Below are 18,807 nucleotides of genomic sequence, written 5' to 3'. Positions count from 1 at the left end.
GCCCTACGGGGGGTTCGGGATGCCGGGCACGACGGTCTGCCCGTTCCGCGAGGACACCGCATGTCTCAGCCGCCCCCTCCTCCCCCCAGCCAGCCGCCCCAGCCCGGAGACGAGTCCGGTGAGTCGAAGGCCCCGCGCGCAGAGAGCCCGGCCGCGGACAAGCCCTCCCTCGACAAGGAGTCGCCGCAGCAGCCCGCCGCCGGGGGCTACGGCTACCCGCAACAGCCCCCGCAGGGCGGCGGCTACGGCTACCCGGGGCCGGCCGCTCCGGGCGACGTGTCGCAGCAGCCGACACAGGGCTACGGCTACCCCGGCGCACCCGGCGCCCCCGGCGCCCCCGGCGCCGCTCCCGGAGCCCCGGGTGCCCCCGGCGGGTACGGCCCGCAGCCCGGCGGCTTCGGGCAGCCCGGTCAGCCCGGCCCGTACGGCCAGCCCGGCCCGTACGCCGCGCCCGGTCCCTACGGCCAGCCCGGTCCGTACGGCCAGCCCGGTCAGCCCGGACCGTACGGGCACCCCGGCATGGCCCAGACCCTGCCGCGCGGCGCGGCGCCGGGCGGTCCGGCGCCCGGCCGTGACAGCAACAAGACCGTCGCGATCATCGCGGCGGCCGTGGCCACGCTGCTGATCGTGGGTGTCGGCGTCTGGTTCCTCACCAAGGACTCCGGCGGCGACCCCGACCCGCAGGGGGACACCCGCGGCACCACGCAGGGCACCACCGGCGGCGACAGCGGCGGGTCCACCGGTGGCGACGGCAACGTCGGCGACGGCCACCAGCCGTCCGGCACCGAGGGCGAGCTGCTGTTCAGCGTGGACGCCCCGAAGGTCGGCGACATCACCTCGGTCCCCGGCATGTGGGCGACCGAGGACATCTTCGTCAAGACCTCGGTCAACGCCATCCTCGGCCTCAACGCCTCCGACGGCTCCGAGGCGTGGAAGATCCCGCTCGACGGACAGGTGTGTGCGGCCGCGCTCCAGCAGACCGAGGACGGCAAGACCGCCGTCGTCACCCGCGAGACCCGCTCCAGCAAGGCGCGGTGCAACCAGATGGCCGTCCTCGACCTGGCCGCCGGCAAGAAGGTGTGGCAGAAGACCATGCCCAACGACGCCAACGTCAACAGCCTCGGTGGCAGCGTCACCATCAGCCAGGGCACCGTGGCGGCGGCCTGGATCGGCGGTTCCGTCGGCTACCCGCTGGCGGGCGGCGAACCCATCTGGGCCGGCGAGTTCGGCGGCGAGTGCCGTGACGACGGCTACGCGGGCGGCGCGAAGCTGATCGCGCTGGTCGAGTGCGGCAGCTACACCAAGCCGCAGTACCTCGTGCAGACGCTGGACCCGAAGACCGGCAAGGCGCAGAGCGAGTTCAAGGTTCCGGGCAGCGTCCGCACGGTGTCGGTGGCCTCCACCGACCCGCTGGTCCTCGTGGTCGGCGCCGGCGGCCCGTCGCCGACCGACATCATGACCGTCTCGGACGACATGAAGCTGATGGCGAAGATCTCCCTCGGCAGCCGCTACGAGGTCGACTGCGACCTGTCCGCCGAGGGCTGCCGCGGCATCGTCGCGACCGACGACGCCGTCTACATGCGCACGCAGATGCACGAGTCGAGCGCGGACTACGGCCGGACGAACGAGATCATGAAGTTCGACATCAAGACCGGCACGACCAAGTGGAAGTCGGCCGCGGGTGAGAAGCGCGCCATGACGCCGCTGCGCTACGACGAGGGCAAGCTGATCGGCTACCGCCTGCCCAGCTACGAGCAGGGTGGGGAGATCGTCGCGATCGACCCGGAGAACGGCAAGCAGACGAGCTGGCTCAAGCTCCAGCAGACGCACATGGAGGAGCAGTTCGTCGCCTACCGGCTGCTGGACCGGGCGCTGTTCGCGTACGGCCGGCTGCACCTGCAGACCGACCTGCTCTCCGAGCGTGACGACGGCGACAAGCCGCTGGCGGCGGTCTTCGGCGTCGACTGATCCTCCACCGGCCCGATTTCCCGCAGGATCGGGCGAACCGGCCCCGGACCGTGTAGCTTTCGTGCACATGTGTCCGGGGCCGGCGCGTGTCCATGAGCACGGCACCGGGGTGGTGACGGGGGAGCTCGATGGGTGTGCGGGTCGTCGTGGTGGACGAGAAGCGGCTGCTGGCGGAAGCGCTGGCCACGGCGCTGCGACTGCGCGGGCACCGGGTGCTCGCCGCGGCGGCACCCGGCGCCGGGACCGCCGAGCTGGTCGTCGCGCGGGCGCCGGAGGTGTGCCTGCTGGGCACGGCGGCGCCGTCCGCACCGGGGGCGTTCGATCCGGTGAAACGTATCCGCTCCGCGCGGCCGCAGACCGGCGTGGTGGTGCTCGGGCCGGTGCTCTGCCCGCGCGGCATCGCCGCGGCGTTCGCCGCGGGCGCGTCCGGCTACGTCCGGCAGGACGAGCGGATCGAAGGCGTCGAACGGGCCATGGCCAAGGCCCGGGCGGGCGAGGCGGCCGTGGCGCCGCAGCTGCTCCAGCGGGCGTTCGCCGAACTGCTGCACCCGCCGGCGGAGGCGGACGACGAGGCCGCGCGGCTGCTGCGCCTGCTCACCCCGCGCGAGGCGGCGGTACTGGTGCGCGTGGCCGAGGGCGAGGACACCCGGCTGATCGCCGCGGGCATGGGGATCGCCACCAGTACCGCACGCACCCACGTGCAGCGGGTGCTGCGCAAGCTGGCCGTGACCTCCCGGCTGGAGGCGGCCGCGCTGGCGGCACGTACCGGGCTGCTGGACCGGGCCGCGAACGGGTCACTCCCCGCCGAGGAGTGACGCCCGACGGGACCCGCCCGTCCGCGGCCGGCCCACCGCCGCCGGGGTCAGCTCCGGGGAGCGCCGGGGTCCGGAGCTGCGGGGTCCGGGGCTGCCGGGTCCGCTTCGCCGGGCCCGGGCGGTGCGGGGGGCGGCACGGCAGGGCTCAGCCGGAGCCAGAGCAGGAAGAAGACGCCGAGCGCGAGCATCCCGATCCCCGTCCAGAGGTTGATGTTGATGCCCTGGGCCTTCTCGAGGTCGGCCTCGGAGGCGGTGACGCCGGCGACCGTGACGATGAGGCCGTAGACGACGAACAGGCCGCCGATGATGCGGCGTACGTCGAAGAGGCGGGCGGCGGAGCTGGAGCGTCGTTCCAGGTCCTCCATCTGCCGGGCGTACGCCGCCGGGTCGTAGTGCTCGCGCTCGTGTGCGTGCTCGTGCGGGTGCCGGCGCCCGCCGGGGTCCTTCGCGTTGTCGGTCACAGGAGTTCCGTCCTTCGTCGCGCGGGCGGGGTCAGAGGGAGAAGGGGATGTAGGCGGCTGCGGCGAGGAGGATCGCACCCCAGCCGAGCAGCGCGGGCTTGCGGTACCACGCCTGGTCGCCCTCCGCAGGCGGTTCCTGCATGCCCGGGGAGACCGTTCCGTAGACCAGTCCGGCCAGTTCCTCCACCGGCTTCGGCCTGGTGACCATGGTGAGCACCGTCATGATCACGCCGCCGACGACGAACGCGACGATCGCGGAGACGAAGTTGGCTCCCTGGTCGCTGGGGAAGTCGATGATGCCCTGCTGGTAGAACCAGAAGTAGTTGACCATCGCCGCGACGGTGCCGCCGAGCAGCCCCCAGAAGCCGGCGGCGGGTGTGGTGCGCTTCCAGAACATGCCGATGATGAACACCGCGAACAGCGGCACGTTGAAGAACGAGAAGAGCGTCTGCAGGTAGTTCATGATGTTGCTGAAGCTGGAGGCGATGAACGCCGTCCCCATGCCGATCAGCACCCCGACGACGGTCACCCAGCGGGCCACGGAGACGTAGTGCTCGTCCGGCCGGTCCTTCTTCAGGTAGGCGCCCCAGATGTCGTTGGTGAAGACGGTGTTGAAGGAGGAGATGTTCGCCGCCATGCCGGCCATGAAGGCGGCGATCAGCCCGGTGATGGCGATGCCCAGCACGCCGTTCGGCAACAGGTCGCGCATCAGGACCGGGATCGCGTCGTTGTACTGGAGTCCTTCCGTGGTGCGGCCGATGCCCGGCTCCAGGACCAGGGCGATCAGGCCGGGCACCACCACGACCATCGGGATGAGGATCTTGGGGAAGGCGGCGATCAGCGGGGTCCGCTTCGCGGCGGAGAGGTTCTTCGCGGACAGCGCGCGCTGCACCTCGGCGAAGTTGGTCGTCCAGTAGCCGAAGCTGAGCACGAAGCCGAGGCCGAGCACGATGGTCAGCCAGTTGGCGCCCAGCGGGTTGTCCGTGCCGATGCCGGTGCCCTCCCAGGCGGTGACGAACTCCGGTCCCTGGGAGCCGGTGAGCTTGTCGGTCAGCCCGTTCCAGCCGCCGACCCGCTGCAGGCCGACGACGGTGAGCGGGATCAGCGCCGCCAGGATGACGAAGAACTGGAGCACCTCGTTGTAGATGGCCGAGGAGAGACCGCCGAGGGTGATGTAGGCGAGCACGAAGAAGCCGGAGACGACGATGGCCAGCCACTGCGGCCAGCCCAGCAGGGCCTCCAGCACGATCGCGAGGGCGTACAGGTTGACCCCGGCGATGAGCAGCGAGGCGACGGCGAAGATGACCGAGCTGAGCAGGTGTGAGGACGGCCCGAAGCGGTGCAGCAGGAACTCGGGCACCGAGCGGACCTTGGAGCCGTAGTAGAACGGCATCATCACCAGGCCCAGGAACACCATCGCGGGGATGGCGCCGACCCAGTACCAGTGGACGGTGTACACGCCGTACTGCGCGCCGTTGGCGGCCATGCCGAGGATCTCGGTGGCCCCGAGGTTGGCGGCGACGAAGGCGAGGCCGGTGATCCAGGCCGGCAGCGAGCGGCCGGAGAGGAAGAAGTCCAGTGACGTCTTCACGCTGCGGCGGGCGGCGAAGCCGATGCCGAGGACGACGACGAAGTAGATGCCCAGCAGGGTGTAGTCGAGCGCGTTGACAGGGAGCCGAAGTCCTTCGGCGAGATGTTCCATGGGGGGTCACTCGCTTCCGTCGTGGTGGTTGCGTCGTGAACGTACTCGGATTCCGTCCGTGCTTGAAGGGATCTGTTGGTCAGCTTTGTTTAAAAATGATGAGCGCTCGCGGTGGGCGGTCGGCGCGCGCAGCATGTCTTGTGCAGTATGTGCGAGAAGTGGTGTCGCGGTGCACGTCAGCGCTTCCGTTCGCTGAGGCCCCTGGCTATGATGATTACTGTTCGATTCTGTTGATCTCCGGAGTGAGGGCCCGTGCAGAAGACCACCAGGCGGCTCGCCGACGGCCGGGAGATCCTCTACTTCGACACGGGGGACGGCAGGCGCCACGACGCCGTCGACCGGCGCCCCCTCGACCCCACCGCCACGGCCTCCGAGATCCGGCACGACCCGCTGCTCGACGAGTGGGTCGCCGTCACCGCCCACCGCCAGGGGCGCACGTACCACCCGCCGGCCGACGAGTGCCCGCTGTGCCCCTCCCGCGAGGGCCGCCGTACCGAGATCCCCGAGGCGGACTACCAGGTCGCCGTCTTCGAGAACCGCTTCCCCTCCTTCGCCGGCGGCCCCGGCCCCCTCTCCGCCCAGGAGCCGGACGGCCTCTTCGGCCACCGCCCCGGCGCCGGACGCTGCGAGGTCGTCTGCTTCACCGCCGACCACGACGCGTCCTTCGCCGACCTCACGCCCGCACGGGCCCGCCTCGTCCTCGACGCCTGGACCGACCGCACCGCCGCGCTCTCCCGCCTGCCCGGCGTCGAACAGGTCTTCTGCTTCGAGAACCGCGGCCGCGAGATCGGCGTCACCCTCGGCCACCCCCACGGGCAGATCTACGCCTATCCGTTCACCACGCCGCGCACCGCCCGCATGCTGCACACGGCCACCGCCCACCGCGAACGCACCGGCCGCAACCTCTTCGACGACGTGGTCGCCGCCGAACGCGCCGACAAGAGCCGCGTCGTCGCCGAGGGCGAGCACTGGACGGCCTTCGTCCCGCACGCCGCCCACTGGCCGTACGAGGTGCACCTCTACCCCCGGTGCCGGGTCGCCGACCTGACCGCGCTGGACGAAGGGGCCCGCGCCGAGTTCCCGCACCTCTACCTCGACGTGCTGCGCCGCTTCGACCGGATCTTCGGCCCCGGCGAGCCGCCCACCCCGTACATCTCCGCCTGGCACCAGGCCCCGCGCACCGCTCCCGGGCGCCACGACTTCGCCCTCCACCTCGAGCTTTTCACCATTCGCCGTACTTCGGGCAAGCTGAAGTTCCTCGCGGGTTCCGAATCCGGCATGAACGTGTTCATCAACGATGTGCCGCCGGAGACCGCGGCTCAGCGACTGCGAGAGGTAGGGAACGAGTGAAGTACCTGGTGACAGGCGGCGCGGGATACGTGGGCAGCGTCGTCGCCGCACACCTGCTGGAAGCGGGCCACACGGTCACCGTGCTGGACGACCTCTCCACCGGCTTCCGGGCCGGCGTCCCGCAGGGCGCCGACTTCGTCGAGGGGCGCGTGCAGGACGCCGCCCGCCACCTCGATCCCTCCTACGACGGCGTGCTGCACTTCGCCGCCTGCTCGCAGGTCGGCGAGTCCGTCGCGGACCCCGAGAAGTACTGGCGCAACAACCTCGGCGGCAGCATCGAACTCCTCGCCGCCATGCGCGAGCACGGCGTCCGCCGCCTGGTGTTCTCGTCCACGGCCGCCACCTACGGCGAACCGGCCGGTTCCCCGATCACCGAGGACGACCCCACCGCGCCGACCAGCCCGTACGGCGCCACCAAGCTCGCCGTCGACCACATGATCACCGGCGAGTGCCGTGCGCACGGCCTGGCCGCCGCCTCGCTGCGCTACTTCAACGTCGCCGGCGCGTACGCCGCCCCCGACGGGCACGTCTACGGCGAGCGGCACGACCCCGAGTCACACCTCATCCCGCTCGTCCTCCAGGTCGCCCAGGGCCGCCGCGAGCACATCAACGTCTTCGGCGACGACTACCCCACCCCCGACGGCACCTGCATCCGCGACTACATCCACGTCGCCGACCTCGCCGACGCCCACCTGCTCGCGCTGTCGAAGGCCGCGCCCGGGGAGCACCTGGTCTGCAACCTCGGCAACGGCAACGGCTTCTCCGTCCGCGAAGTGATCGAGACCGTCCGCAAGGTCACCGGCCACCCCGTGCCGGAGGTCGTCGCGGACCGCCGCGGCGGCGACCCCGCCGTCCTCGTCGCCTCCGCCGAACGCGCCCGGCGCCTGCTCGGCTGGCAGCCCTCGCGCGCCGACCTGGCCGGCATCGTCCAGGACGCCTGGGACTTCACCCGGCACGCCGCCGGGACCGACTGAGCCGGGGAGAGGGATGACCTTCCGCGAGGTGTACGGGGGCGCGCCGGACGGCGTGTGGGCGGCGCCCGGCCGGGTCAACCTGATCGGCGAACACACCGACTACAACGACGGCTTCGTGCTGCCGCTGGCCCTCCCGCACACCACGCGGGTCGCCGCGGTACGCCGGAACGACGGCGTGCTGCGGCTGCACTCCGCGCAGACCGGCGGCGCTGCGGCTCCGGTCGAACTGCGCCTCGACACGCTCGACCCGGCCGGCGCCGACGGCTGGGCCGCCTACCCCGCCGGGGTCGTCTGGGCGCTGCGCGAGGCCGGCCACCCGGTGGGCGGAGCCGACCTGCACGTCGACTCCACCGTGCCGACCGGCGCCGGGCTGTCCTCCTCCGCCGCCCTGGAGGTCGCCACCGGCCTCGCGCTGAACGACCTGTACGGCCTCGGACTCGACCCCGCGCGCCTCGCCGGACTCTGCCGCCGCGCGGAGAACGCCTACGTGGGCGTGCCGTGCGGGATCATGGACCAGATGGCCTCCGCCTGCTGCACCGAGGGCCACGCCCTGCACCTGGACACCCGCGACCTCACCCGCCGCCAGGTCCCCCTCGACCTGGCCGCACACCGGCTGCGGCTGCTGGTCGTCGACACCCGGGTGCAGCACTCCCTGGGCGACGGCGCCTATGCCGAACGCCGGTCCGGCTGCGAGGAGGGCGCCCGCCGGCTCGGCGTGTCCGCGCTGCGCGACGTGACCGTCGAGGAGCTGGACGCGGCGACTGCCCGCCTGGGCGACGAGCCCACCCTGCGGCGCCTGGTGCGGCACGTCGTCACCGAGAACCGGCGGGTCGAGGAGACGATCGCGCTGCTCGACGCAGGGGACGTCCGCGCCGTCGGACCGGTCCTCACCGCCGGACACGCCTCGCTGCGCGACGACTTCGCCGTCTCCTGCCCCGAACTCGACCTGGCCGTCGACACCGCCCTGGAGGCGGGCGCGCTGGGCGCACGGATGACCGGCGGCGGCTTCGGCGGCTCCGCGATCGTGCTGCTCGACGAGGCGCTGACCGCCAAGGTCGGCGACGCGGTGACGGAGGCGTTCGCCGCCGCGGGCCACCGCTCCCCCCGCCTCTTCGACGCGGTCCCGTCCGCGGGCGCCCACCGCGTGCCGTCGTAGCCGGGACGTGCACGCCCGGCCGTACGCCCCGGCGGTGGTGCCGTGCGGCCGGTCGGGGGGTTCCCCTCGGCCGAAGGTGTCGGCGTGCGCGGCCCGTTGACGGCGTCCGGGCTCTGCTGGAAGCTCCCGGGGACGACCGGCCCCACACGGGAGGACACATGGTGAGCGACGGTTCGGCACGACGGAGTACCGGCGGCAGAGGCGACGGCTCGGAAGGACGGCGCGGGCTGAGCCGCAAGGCGTTCCTCCGCGCGACCGCCGGGGCGGCCCTCGGCGGCGCGGCGGCACTCGGCACGGCGGGCGGCGCCCAGGCCGCCGACACCCGGGCGTTGCAGGTCACGAAGATCAAGGATCTGACCGGCCCGGGTCTGACCACCCGGTTCCGGATGGAGGCCACCGACCTCGGCATCCCGGCGCGGACACCCGACGGACGGACGCTGTTCGTCTTCGGCGACACCTTCGAGCAGGCCCGCGTCGGCGGCGGCTGGTGGCGCTCGCCCGTCGCGCTGTGGTCGGAGACCACCGACCTCGACGCCGGGGTGACCTGGTCCGGCGCCCACGGAGGCGCCGCCGCCGAACAGCTGTGGTTCTACGAGCACAACAACCCGGTGTTCTCCACGGTGCTGCCCTCTGACGTGATCACCATCGGCGGCACCATGTACCTGCACGCCATGGTCAACAAGGGCCTCGGCAACGTCGTGTGGACGGAGATCTGGCGCTCCGACGACTCCGGCGCGAGCTGGCAGCACACCGGCGCGAAGTTCCCCGCGAACCACGCCGGGGGACTGTTCCAGCTGCTGACCTGGGGCCGGGGGAACGACGGCTACGTGTACGTCTTCTCGACGGGCTTCCAGCGCGACAAGCCGCTGATCCTGCACCGGGTGCGGGAGGACCGCCTCACCGACCTCGCGGCGTACGAGCCGTGGGGCTGGCGGGACGGCGTGTGGGCGTGGGGCCATGCGCCGACGCCGGTGCTGGAGGGCCGGTTCGGCGAGCTGTGCCTGCGTCCGCTGGGCGGCAAGTGGCTGCTCACCTGGTTCAACGCCGGCGACTACCGCATCGACGGCATCCTCATGGACTACCCGACCTCCAACCTCCACACCGCGCACCGCCGCACCCTGGTGTGGGGCGGTCAGTGGGGCCAGGAGGACGACGCGCACGTGGCCCAGCTCTATGGCGGCTACGTCATCCCCGGGTCGACGCTCACCGACCTCCACCTGGCCGTCAGCCAGTGGAACACCGCGCAGGGCTGGCCGTACCGGGTGATGCAGCACCGGGTGCGCGGCTTCGTGTGAGAGGCGCGCGGAGGGGCGCGGCGCAAGGGCGCGCGAAGGGGTGGCGTGAGGGGCGTGACGTGCCCCGGCGCCGTGTGAGGGACGTGGTGCGCGCGGTGCCGGGCCCCGGCGGGCCGGCCGGTCGCGGCAGAGTGCGGGGAACCGGCCAGTTTCGCGGTTTCCCTTCCCTCTCCGGCTCCCCGCCGTAGGGTGGACCCTTGTGCACCGCGCCGGTGGGGGTCGGCGGGTGCGTTCGTCAGGGGGCGAGACAACCGGGGGCGTCACCCGGGCACGGGAGAGCGGCGGTACGTGAGACCGGCGGCGGCCGGGGTGTCGCCGTGTCCGCGTACCGGGTGACGCGTCCGCACCGTCATGGGGGCGACACATGCAACGGATCCGTGTCCTGGTGGTCGACGATCACCGGATCTTCGCCGAGTCCTTGGCCGCTGCGCTGGCCGCCGAGCAGGACGTCGAGGTGACCGCGGTGGGCAGCGGCGCGGCAGCCGTACACACTCTCGAGCGCGGCGCGGCCGAAGGGCGCCGTTTCGCCGTGCTGCTGGTCGACGCGCACCTGAGCGGCCCCGGACCCGCCCCGCCCGCTGACGAGCCGTCGTCCGCCGCCCCGCCACCGCCCGGCCCCTCCGGGGCCGCGTCGCCGCCGCTGGCGATCCCGTCGCCGCGCAGCGAACTCACGCCCGGTCAGCTCGCCGGCGGCCGGGACGGGTCGCCCGGCGCCGGACCGGGCTCCGCCGCCGCGGGCGCGGGCGGCCTGACGCTGCTGGCCCGGATGCGCACCGCCCACCCCGGGCTGCGCGCGGTCGTCCTCGCCGAACGCGACGATCCCGCCGTGGCCGCCGCCGCCCTCCAGGCGGGCGCCTGCGGCTGGGTGGCCAAGGACAGTCCGCTGAGCCGCCTGCTGCACGTGGTGCGCGGCGTGCTCAAGGGGGAGACGCATCTGCCGCCGCTGCTCCTCACCGGCGTGCTGGAGGAGCTGACCGCGTCGCGCGAGCACCGCTCGGAGAGCGAACGACTGGTCCACGCGCTGACGCCCCGTGAGTACGAGGTGCTGCGGTGCATGGTGGCCGGGCTGGGCCGCAAGGCCGTGGCCGAACGGCTCTACCTCTCCCCGCACACGGTGCGCACCCACATGCAGAACGTGCTGGGCAAGCTGGGCGTCCACTCCACTCTCGCCGCCGTCGCCCTGGCACGCCGCGCCGGCGTGCCGCCGGCCGGCCCGGGGGCGGCGGACTCCTGACGGCACCCGGCGGCGCGGTGCCCGCCGGGCCGCTGCCGGGGAGCGTGGCTCAGATCGGCGTGTTGTCGAAGGGGGCGGTGAGCTGGCGGAGGAGGTCGGCGAGTTCGCCGCGCTGGGTGTGGGACAGCTCCACCAGGATCGCCCGCTCCTGGTCCAGCAGGCCGGCCAGCGCGCTGTCCGCGCGGTGGCGGCCGTCGGCGGTCAGGCGCACCAGGACCCCGCGCCGGTCGCTGGGGTCGGGCAGCCGCTCGACGAGGCCCTTCTTGGCGAGCCGGTCGATGCGGTTGGTCATGGTGCCGGACGTGACCAGTGTCTGGGTGAGCAGCTGGCCGGGGGACAGCTGGTAGGGCGTGCCCGCGCGTCGCAGCGCCGTCAGCACGTCGAACTCCCACGGCTCCAGGCCGTGTTCCGCGAACGCGATCCGCCGTGCCCGGTCCAGGTGGCGGGCGAGCCTACTGACGCGGCTGAGCACCTCCAGCGGTTCCACGTCGAGGTCCGGGCGCTCCCGGCGCCATGCTGAAACCAGTCGGTCGACCTCGTCCTCCATGGAGATCAGTGTAATAGTTCTGTCGACATGAAGTCTCTTGACGTCGAGATAGTTGGGGTGGATGATCGCCTCATGGAGACGCCGGACGCCCAGGAAGCCCGAGACGTCCCGGACTGGGACCCCGCGCAGTACGCCCGCTACGCGGACCACCGCACCCGCCCGCTGCGGGACCTCCTCGCCCGTGTGCCCGACCCTCCGCCGAGGCGCGCCGACGCTCCGCGCGTCGCCGACCTCGGCTGCGGCCCGGGCGCGCCGACCGCACTCCTCGCCGAGCGGTGGCCCGCCGCGCACATCACCGGCTACGACAGCTCGCCCGCCATGCTGGCGCGAGCGGCGGCCTACGCCGGCCCGACCGCGGGCGGCGGCACGCTCGGTTTCGTCCACGCCGACCTCGCCGACTGGCGCCCCACCCAGCCGCACGACGTGCTCTTCTCCAACGCCGCCCTCCAGTGGTGGCCGGGCCACCCCGAAGCCCTCCCCGCCTACGTCGACGCCCTCGTCCCCGGCGGCACGCTGGCCTTCCAGGTCCCCGGCAACTTCGACGCCCCCAGCCACGTCCTGCTGCACGAACTGCGCAACACCCCGCGCTGGCGCGACCGCCTCGGCGCTCCCGCACGCACCGACGCGGTCCTGCAGCCCGCCGCATACGCCGCCGCCCTGGCGCCACTCGGCTGCGAGGTCGACGCCTGGGAGACCACGTACGTGCAGATCCTGCACGGCGAGGACGCGGTGCTGGAATGGACGAAGGGCACCGCACTGCGGCCGGTGCTCGGCGGGCTCGCCGACGACCCGCAGGCGCGCGACGCCTTCCTCGCCGAGTACGCCGCCGCGCTTCGCGCCGCCTACCCGCCCACCCCGCACGGCACCCTCTTCCCCTTCCGCCGCGTCTTCGTCGTGGCGGTCCGCCGATGACCGGCTTTGCCCTGGACGCACTCGACCACGTGCAGCTCGCCCTCCCGCCGGGCGGCGAGGAGGCGGCACGCGCGTACTACGCCGGCGTCCTCGGCATGACCGAGAAGTCCAAGCCCGCCGGCCTCGCCGCGCGAGGCGGCTGCTGGTTCCGGAGCGGCGCCGTCGAACTGCACCTCGGCGTCGAGCAGGGCTTCCTCCCCGCCCGCACGGCCCATCCTGGCATCCGGATCCGCGGCCTCGATGCCCTCGCCGCGCGGCTGACGGCGTACGGCGCCCCGGTGACCTGGGACGACGCGATCCCCGGCCGCCGCCGCTTCCACACCACGGACCCCTTCGGCAACCGCCTCGAGTTCCTCGAAGACACCTGACCGCCGAACCTTCGACGCGTCCGCCGCGACCTCGAAAGAGTGAGTAGAGCCCCGTAAGCGCTCTCCGGGGCAGGCGCCTCCCATAGCGTTCGTGCTATGGAATGGGGTACCGTCGAACTCGAGCCGGAGGTCGAAGCGTGGCTGGACGGGCTGGACGACAAGCGGTGGGCGCAAGCGTGGTTCCACCTGGATCTGCTGGAGGAGCGCGGCGTGCACCTGGGCGAGCCGTACACCCGGCAGCTCGACGGGAAGCTCCGCGAACTGCGCTTCTACTGCGGCGGCCGGCGGGTGCGAATCACGTACTGGATCGCCCCTCACCGACCCATCGTGATACTCACGGTGTTCCCCAAGACCCGGATGCGTGAGTTCGCCGAGATCGAGCGAGCGCGGCAGGCGCTCAAGCGCTGCCAGGCTGAGCAGCCCACGGCCGAGGAGGAGGTCCGGTGACCGGAGAGACACGACGTGCGGGGCTGGCGGAGGCGCGGCGAACGCGTCCGGTCACGGCCGAGATCAGGGAGGAGTACGCCGCAACCCGGCTGCGCTACGAGCTCGGAGTCGCCGTGCGCACGCGTCGGATCGAGCTCGGTCTGTCGCAGGAGGAGGTCGGGCGGCGCGCTCACATGACGCAGTCGGCGGTGGCCCGGTTCGAAGCCGGTGGGACGGTGCCCAGCCTGCCGGTCCTGGACCGCCTGGCCGGGGCGCTGCAACTCGACCTGCGCGTCGAGATGACGCCGCACGCCGCAGGCACCTGACCCCCCCCGCGCCTCCGCCCGGCGGCGGGCTCCGCCGGGCGGGCTTCGCGCGGTTGCGGGCGGTCACTCAGGACTTGCGGTGGCCGATGAGGCGGGGCTTCTGCTCCATGCCGTGCAGGCCGTGCCAGGCGAGGTTGACCAGGTGGGCGGCGACCTCGGCCTTCTTCGGCTTGCGGACGTTCAGCCACCACTGCCCGGTGAGCGCCACCATGCCCACCAGGGCCTGCGCGTACAGCGGCGACAGCTTCGGGTCGAAGCCGCGCATCTTGAACTCGCGGCCCAGGATGTCCTCGACCTGGGTGGCGATGTCGCTGATCAGCGAGGCGAAGGTGCCGGTGGACTGCGCGACGGGCGAGTCGCGCACCAGGATGCGGAAGCCGTCGGTGTACTGCTCGATGTAGTCCAGCAGCGCGAACGCCGCCTGCTCCAGCAGCTCCCGCGGGTGGCCGCCGGTCAGCGCGCCCGTCACCATGTCGAGGAGCTGCCGCATCTCGCGGTCCACGACCACCGCGTACAGGCCCTCCTTGCCGCCGAAGTGCTCGTAGACGACCGGCTTGGACACCCCCGCCTTGTGCGCGATCTCCTCCACCGACGTCGCTTCGAACCCGCGTTCGGCGAACAGGGAGCGGCCGATGTCGAGCAACTGCTCCCGGCGCTCCTTGCCCGTCATGCGTCTGCGGGCCCGCCGGGAGGTCGGAGCCGCGCCCGGCTTGGGGGATATGTCCTGCGGGCTGACGTGGTTCGCGCGGTCGTCGGTCGGCACGGACACCATCATGCCGCTTCGGCGGCACGCTCCTGGCGGCGGGAGTCGATTCGGTCCCGCTTGGGCCAACGCACGTCGTACGCCCAGCCCAGCTGTTCGAACCAGCGGATGATCCGCGCGCTGGAGTCCAGCTGCCCGCGCAGCACGCCGTGACGTGCGCACGTCGGGTCGGCGTGGTGCAGGTTGTGCCACGACTCGCCGCACGACAGGACCGCCAGCCACCACACGTTGCCCGACTTGTCCCGGGACTTGAACGGCCGCTTGCCGACCGCGTGGCAGATCGAGTTGATCGACCACGTGACGTGGTGCAGCAGTGCCACTCGTACGAGTGAACCCCAGAAGAAGGCGGTCAGCGCGCCCTGCCAGGACCACGTGGCCAGACCCCCGATCAGCGGCGGCAGCAGCAGCGACACCGTCGTCCACAGCACGAACTGCCGCGAGATCGCCCGGATGGCGGGGTCCCTGACCAGGTCCGGGGCGTACTTCTGCTGGGACGTCTGCTCCTCGTCGAACATCCAGCCCACGTGGGCCCACCACAGCCCCTTCATCAGTGCCGGCACGGTCTCGCCGTACCGCCACGGGGAGTGCGGGTCGCCCTCGGCGTCGGAGAACTTGTGGTGCTTGCGGTGGTCGGCCACCCAGCGCACCAGCGGGCCCTCCACGGCGAGCGAGCCCATCACCGCGAGCGCGATCCGCAGCGGCCGCTTCGCCTTGAACGAGCCGTGCGTGAAGTAGCGGTGGAAACCGATCGTGATGCCGTGGCAACCGATGTAGTACATGGCCACGAGCAGCCCCAGATCCAGCCAGCTCACACCCCAGCCCCAGGCCAGCGGCACCGCCGCGAGCAGCGCGAGGAAGGGAAGGACGATGAAGGCCAGCAGGGCGACCTGTTCGAGCGACCGCCGCTGCTCGCCACCCAGCGTGGCGAGCTCGGCGGGCGCGGTGGGGGAAGCCGTTCGAGAGCTCGAATCCTTTTCGAGTACGTCCGGGCCAGGAGTCATGGTGCTGTCCCTCGGGGAGCGGGGGCGGGGGTCGGAGAGCGTGCGGGGAGTGGCGGTCCGGGGCCCCGGCGGGGGACGACGCCGCCTTCACCACACGCCCCAGCAGGCTACGGAACCGTAACCTACGGCGTCGTAAGTATGGCAGCCCTCAGCGACGGGGCAACAGGGCCGGTGTGCCCACCCAGCGTGACCGGCACCCGGACACCCGCCAGGCCCCCGCGCCCGGCGGCCTATCCTGTACGGCGTCGGACAGCGCGGTCCGTGACCAGCCGGAAGCACACCGGAAAGCCCACCCGCTTGCCAAGGAGCCCGCACCCGTGAGCAGTGCCGACAGCGACACCGCCGGCGACACCATCAGCCGGCCGGAGGAGACCGACAACCCCGGCAACCCCGGCAGCCTCGACAACGCCGACAACGCCGACAACACAGCCCTGCGTGCCGACATCCGGCGCCTCGGCGACCTGCTCGGCGAGACCCTCGTACGCCAAGAAGGGGCCGAGCTGCTCGATCTCGTCGAGCGGGTCCGCGCCCTCACCCGCAGTGACGGCGAGGCCGCCGCCGCCCTCCTGGGACGCACCGACCTGGAGACCGCCACCAAGCTCGTGCGCGCCTTCTCCATCTACTTCCACCTCGCCAACGTCACCGAGCAGGTGCACCGCGGCAGGGAGCTGCGGGCCCGCCGCGCGGCGGAGGGCGGCCTGCTCTCCCGCACCGCCGACATGCTCAAGGACGCCGACGCGCAGCACCTGCGGGAGACCGCCCGCAACCTCGGCGTCCGGCCCGTCTTCACCGCCCACCCCACCGAAGCCGCCCGCCGGTCCGTCCTCACCAAGCTCCGCAAGATCGCCGAACTGCTCGACGCCGACGAGAACGACCGCCGCCGCACCGACCTGCGCCTCGCCGAGAACATCGACCTGGTCTGGCAGACCGACGAGCTGCGCGTCGCACGCCCCGAGCCCGCCGACGAGGCCCGCAACGCCGTCTACTACCTCGACGAACTGCACTCCGGTGCCGTCGGCGACGTCCTCGAGGACCTGTCCGCAGAACTCGAACGCGCCGGCGCGCCGCTGCCGCCCGGAAGCCGCCCGCTGACCTTCGGCACCTGGATCGGCGGCGACCGCGACGGCAACCCCAACGTCACCCCCCAGGTCACCTGGGACGTGCTGCTGCTCCAGCACGAGCACGGCATCACCGACGCTCTGCTGCACGTCGACGAACTCCGCGGCGCGCTCTCCAACTCGGTCCGCAACAGCGGCGCCACCGACGAACTGCTCGACTCCCTGCAAGCCGACCTCGAACGGCTCCCCGAGATCAGCCCCCGCTACAAGCGGCTCAACGCCGAGGAGCCCTACCGGCTCAAGGCCACCTGCATCCGGCAGAAGCTCCTCAACACCCGCGACCGGCTCGCCGCCGACGCCCCGCACGCCCCCGGCCGCGACTACCTGGGCACCGGCGAACTCCTCGCCGACCTCACCCTGCTCCAGACCTCGCTGCGCGCACACAAGGGCGGCCTCGTCGCCGACGGCCACCTCGAACGGCTGCTGCGCACCCTCGCCGCGTTCGGCCTCCAGCTCGCCACCATGGACGTCCGCGAACACGCCGAAGCCCACCACCAGGCCCTCGGCCAGCTCTTCGACCGGCTCGGCGAGGAGTCCTGGCGCTACCTCGACATGCCCCGCGACTACCGGCAGAAGCTGCTCGCCAAGGAGCTTCGTTCACGCCGCCCCCTGGCCCCCAGCCCCGCCCCGCTGGACGACGCGGGCGCCCGCACCCTCGGCGTCTTCCAGACCGTCCGCCGCGCCCTGGACACCTTCGGGCCCGAGGTCGTCGAGTCCTACATCCTCTCCATGTGCCAGGGCGCCGACGACGTCTTCGCCGCCGCCGTCCTCGCCCGCGAGGCCGGGCTGATCGACCTGCACGCCGGCTGGGCCCGCATCGGCATCGTCCCGCTGCTGGAGACCACGGACGAGCTGAAGATCGCCGACGAACTGCTCGACGCCATGCTGTCCGACCCCTCCTACCGGCGGCTCGTCGCCCTGCGAGGCGACCGGCAGGAGGTCATGCTCGGCTACTCCGACTCCTCCAAGTTCGGCGGCATCACCACCTCCCAGTGGGAGATCCACCGCGCTCAGCGCCGGCTCCGCGACGTCGCCCACCGCCACGGTGTGCGCCTCCGCCTCTTCCACGGACGCGGCGGCACCGTCGGCCGCGGCGGCGGCCCCACCCACGACGCGATCCTCGCCCAGCCCTGGGGCACCCTCGAGGGCGAGATCAAGGTCACCGAACAGGGAGAGGTCATCTCCGACAAGTACCTGGTGCCGTCCCTGGCCCGCGAGAACCTCGAACTGACCGTCGCGGCCACTCTCCAGGCCTCCGCGCTGCACACCGCGCCGCGCCAGTCCGACGAGGCCCTGGCCCGCTGGGACGCCGCCATGGACACCGTCTCCGACGCCGCCCACACCGCGTACCGCGCCCTGGTGCAGGACCCCGACCTGCCCGCGTACTTCTTCGCGTCCACCCCCGTCGACCAGCTCGCCGAACTCCACCTCGGCTCCCGCCCCTCCCGCCGCCCCGACAGCGGCAAGGGACTCGAGGGCCTCCGTGCCATCCCGTGGGTCTTCGGCTGGACGCAGTCCCGGCAGATCGTGCCCGGCTGGTACGGCGTCGGCACCGGCCTGCGCGCCGCTCGGGAGGCCGGCCTCGACGCCGTGCTCGACGAGGCCTACGCGCACTGGCACTTCTTCCGCAACTTCCTCTCCAACGTCGAGATGACGCTCGCCAAGACCGACCTGCGGATCGCCCGCCACTACGTCGACACCCTCGTCCCCGGCGAGCTGCGGCACGTCTTCGCCACCATCGAGGCCGAGCACGCCCTCACCGTCACCGAGGTGCTCCGCATCACCGGCGAGGACAAGCTGCTCGACGCCAATCCCGTACTCCGGCAGACCTTCCAGATCCGCGACGCCTACCTCGACCCGATCTCCTACCTCCAGGTCGCCCTGCTGGACCGTCAACGGCAGGCCGCCGAACGGGAGGAGGAGCCCGACCCCGACCTGAGCCGTGCCCTGCTGCTCACCGTCAACGGTGTCGCGGCCGGGCTGCGCAACACTGGTTAACGGGTACCCAACAGGTCCGTACCGAGGCGCCGTTCACCCCCGGGGTGGGCGGCGCCTCGCCGTGCGGGCGGAGCAGGGACGGGCCCCGCCGCACCCGCGGCGACGTGCGCGAACCGTCCGAAAGTGGCAACGTGCTGCAACTCCGCGGGCCTTGAGAACGCCCTCGGTGGCAGGGACCTGCCATGCTTAACAGTTCACTAGGGCGGCCCGGGGTGGCAAGGTCCTGTACTGCCGGGACCGCACAGGAACCGGTGCGGTAGACCGAACCGCGTGACGCCCCGAAGGTCGCCGCCCAGGGCCGACCACCCTGAGCGGCGACCTCCCCCCTCACGCTCCGCCCGTCCGGACGCCGACCAACGCCCGGACGGGCGGAGCGACCACACCCCCGTCCCC

General features: G+C 72.5%; 17 protein-coding genes. 12 read left to right on the top strand and 5 right to left on the bottom strand.

The genetic code is table 11. The features are described from left to right. Nucleotides 1-60 precede the first annotated feature (60 nt). A complete protein-coding gene (locus RM572_RS27680) occupies nucleotides 61-1,968 on the top strand; it encodes an outer membrane protein assembly factor BamB family protein (protein ID WP_311676122.1) in 1,908 nt (635 codons plus the stop codon). A 128-nt stretch (nucleotides 1,969-2,096) separates the two neighbouring features. Then, a complete protein-coding gene (locus RM572_RS27675; protein ID WP_311676121.1) occupies nucleotides 2,097-2,783 on the top strand; it encodes a response regulator transcription factor in 687 nt (228 codons plus the stop codon). A 47-nt stretch (nucleotides 2,784-2,830) separates the two neighbouring features. On the opposite strand, the gene RM572_RS27670 is transcribed toward RM572_RS27675, so the two are convergent. After that, entirely contained in the window at nucleotides 2,831-3,148 is a 318-nt protein-coding gene (locus RM572_RS27670) for a hypothetical protein (RefSeq protein WP_311676131.1), read from the bottom strand. A 127-nt stretch (nucleotides 3,149-3,275) separates the two neighbouring features. After that, nucleotides 3,276-4,946 (bottom strand): sodium:solute symporter family protein, encoded by a 1,671-nt coding sequence (locus tag RM572_RS27665; RefSeq protein ID WP_311676120.1) that lies wholly within the window; start codon nucleotides 4,944-4,946, stop codon nucleotides 3,276-3,278. A gap of 252 nt (nucleotides 4,947-5,198) precedes the next feature. On the opposite strand from RM572_RS27665, the gene galT reads away from it, so the two are divergent. The 5 genes from galT to RM572_RS27640 all read left to right on the top strand — a co-directional run bounded on the left by galT (nucleotide 5,199) and on the right by RM572_RS27640 (nucleotide 10,955). After that, a complete protein-coding gene (galT, locus tag RM572_RS27660) occupies nucleotides 5,199-6,296 on the top strand; it encodes a galactose-1-phosphate uridylyltransferase (RefSeq protein WP_311676119.1) in 1,098 nt (365 codons plus the stop codon). Further along, complete coding sequence (gene galE, locus RM572_RS27655) at nucleotides 6,293-7,270, top strand: UDP-glucose 4-epimerase GalE (protein WP_311676118.1); 978 nt, start codon at nucleotides 6,293-6,295, stop codon at nucleotides 7,268-7,270. The genes galT and galE overlap by 4 nt, the downstream gene beginning before the upstream one ends. A gap of 13 nt (nucleotides 7,271-7,283) precedes the next feature. Continuing rightward, on the top strand, nucleotides 7,284-8,426 hold the full coding sequence (gene galK, locus RM572_RS27650; RefSeq protein WP_311676117.1) for a galactokinase: 1,143 nt from the start codon (nucleotides 7,284-7,286) through the stop codon (nucleotides 8,424-8,426). A 158-nt stretch (nucleotides 8,427-8,584) separates the two neighbouring features. Continuing rightward, nucleotides 8,585-9,721 (top strand): DUF4185 domain-containing protein, encoded by a 1,137-nt coding sequence (locus tag RM572_RS27645; protein ID WP_311676116.1) that lies wholly within the window; start codon nucleotides 8,585-8,587, stop codon nucleotides 9,719-9,721. A 364-nt stretch (nucleotides 9,722-10,085) separates the two neighbouring features. Next, a complete protein-coding gene (locus tag RM572_RS27640; RefSeq protein ID WP_311676115.1) occupies nucleotides 10,086-10,955 on the top strand; it encodes a response regulator transcription factor in 870 nt (289 codons plus the stop codon). A 49-nt stretch (nucleotides 10,956-11,004) separates the two neighbouring features. Here the strand turns inward: RM572_RS27640 and RM572_RS27635 are convergent, their stop codons facing one another. Further along, nucleotides 11,005-11,502, bottom strand: coding sequence for a MarR family winged helix-turn-helix transcriptional regulator (locus tag RM572_RS27635; RefSeq protein WP_311676114.1), 498 nt, complete (start codon nucleotides 11,500-11,502; stop codon nucleotides 11,005-11,007). Between the two features lie 72 nt (nucleotides 11,503-11,574). On the opposite strand from RM572_RS27635, the gene RM572_RS27630 reads away from it, so the two are divergent. The 4 genes from RM572_RS27630 to RM572_RS27615 all read left to right on the top strand — a co-directional run bounded on the left by RM572_RS27630 (nucleotide 11,575) and on the right by RM572_RS27615 (nucleotide 13,534). Continuing rightward, nucleotides 11,575-12,414 (top strand): trans-aconitate 2-methyltransferase, encoded by an 840-nt coding sequence (locus RM572_RS27630; RefSeq protein WP_311676113.1) that lies wholly within the window; start codon nucleotides 11,575-11,577, stop codon nucleotides 12,412-12,414. Then, nucleotides 12,411-12,782, top strand: coding sequence for a VOC family protein (locus tag RM572_RS27625; protein WP_311676112.1), 372 nt, complete (start codon nucleotides 12,411-12,413; stop codon nucleotides 12,780-12,782). Before RM572_RS27630 ends, RM572_RS27625 begins: the two co-directional genes overlap by 4 nt. A gap of 96 nt (nucleotides 12,783-12,878) precedes the next feature. After that, nucleotides 12,879-13,229 (top strand): type II toxin-antitoxin system RelE/ParE family toxin, encoded by a 351-nt coding sequence (locus tag RM572_RS27620; protein WP_311676111.1) that lies wholly within the window; start codon nucleotides 12,879-12,881, stop codon nucleotides 13,227-13,229. Then, nucleotides 13,226-13,534, top strand: coding sequence for a helix-turn-helix domain-containing protein (locus RM572_RS27615; RefSeq protein ID WP_311676110.1), 309 nt, complete (start codon nucleotides 13,226-13,228; stop codon nucleotides 13,532-13,534). Before RM572_RS27620 ends, RM572_RS27615 begins: the two co-directional genes overlap by 4 nt. A 67-nt stretch (nucleotides 13,535-13,601) precedes the next feature. Here the strand turns inward: RM572_RS27615 and RM572_RS27610 are convergent, their stop codons facing one another. Next, nucleotides 13,602-14,309 carry a TetR family transcriptional regulator gene (locus RM572_RS27610; RefSeq protein WP_394813720.1) on the bottom strand — a complete coding sequence of 236 codons (708 nt, stop codon included), beginning with the start codon at nucleotides 14,307-14,309 and terminating at the stop codon, nucleotides 13,602-13,604. Further along, nucleotides 14,306-15,298: an acyl-CoA desaturase gene (locus RM572_RS27605; protein ID WP_311676109.1), complete on the bottom strand. Its 993-nt coding sequence runs from the start codon at nucleotides 15,296-15,298 to the stop codon at nucleotides 14,306-14,308. The genes RM572_RS27610 and RM572_RS27605 overlap by 4 nt, the downstream gene beginning before the upstream one ends. Nucleotides 15,299-15,615: 317 nt before the next feature. Here RM572_RS27605 and ppc point away from each other — a divergent pair, with 317 nt between their 5' ends. Further along, nucleotides 15,616-18,414, top strand: coding sequence for a phosphoenolpyruvate carboxylase (gene ppc, locus RM572_RS27600; protein WP_394813719.1), 2,799 nt, complete (start codon nucleotides 15,616-15,618; stop codon nucleotides 18,412-18,414). Nucleotides 18,415-18,807: the final 393 nt, after the last annotated feature.

Origin of the sequence: Streptomyces hazeniae (assembly GCF_031845485.1) — a bacterium.
In the GTDB taxonomy this organism is placed as follows: Bacteria; Actinomycetota; Actinomycetes; order Streptomycetales; family Streptomycetaceae; genus Streptomyces; species Streptomyces hazeniae.
The sequence above is the reverse complement of the archived record's forward strand: the minus strand, read 5'-3'. Positions and strand labels throughout refer to the sequence as shown.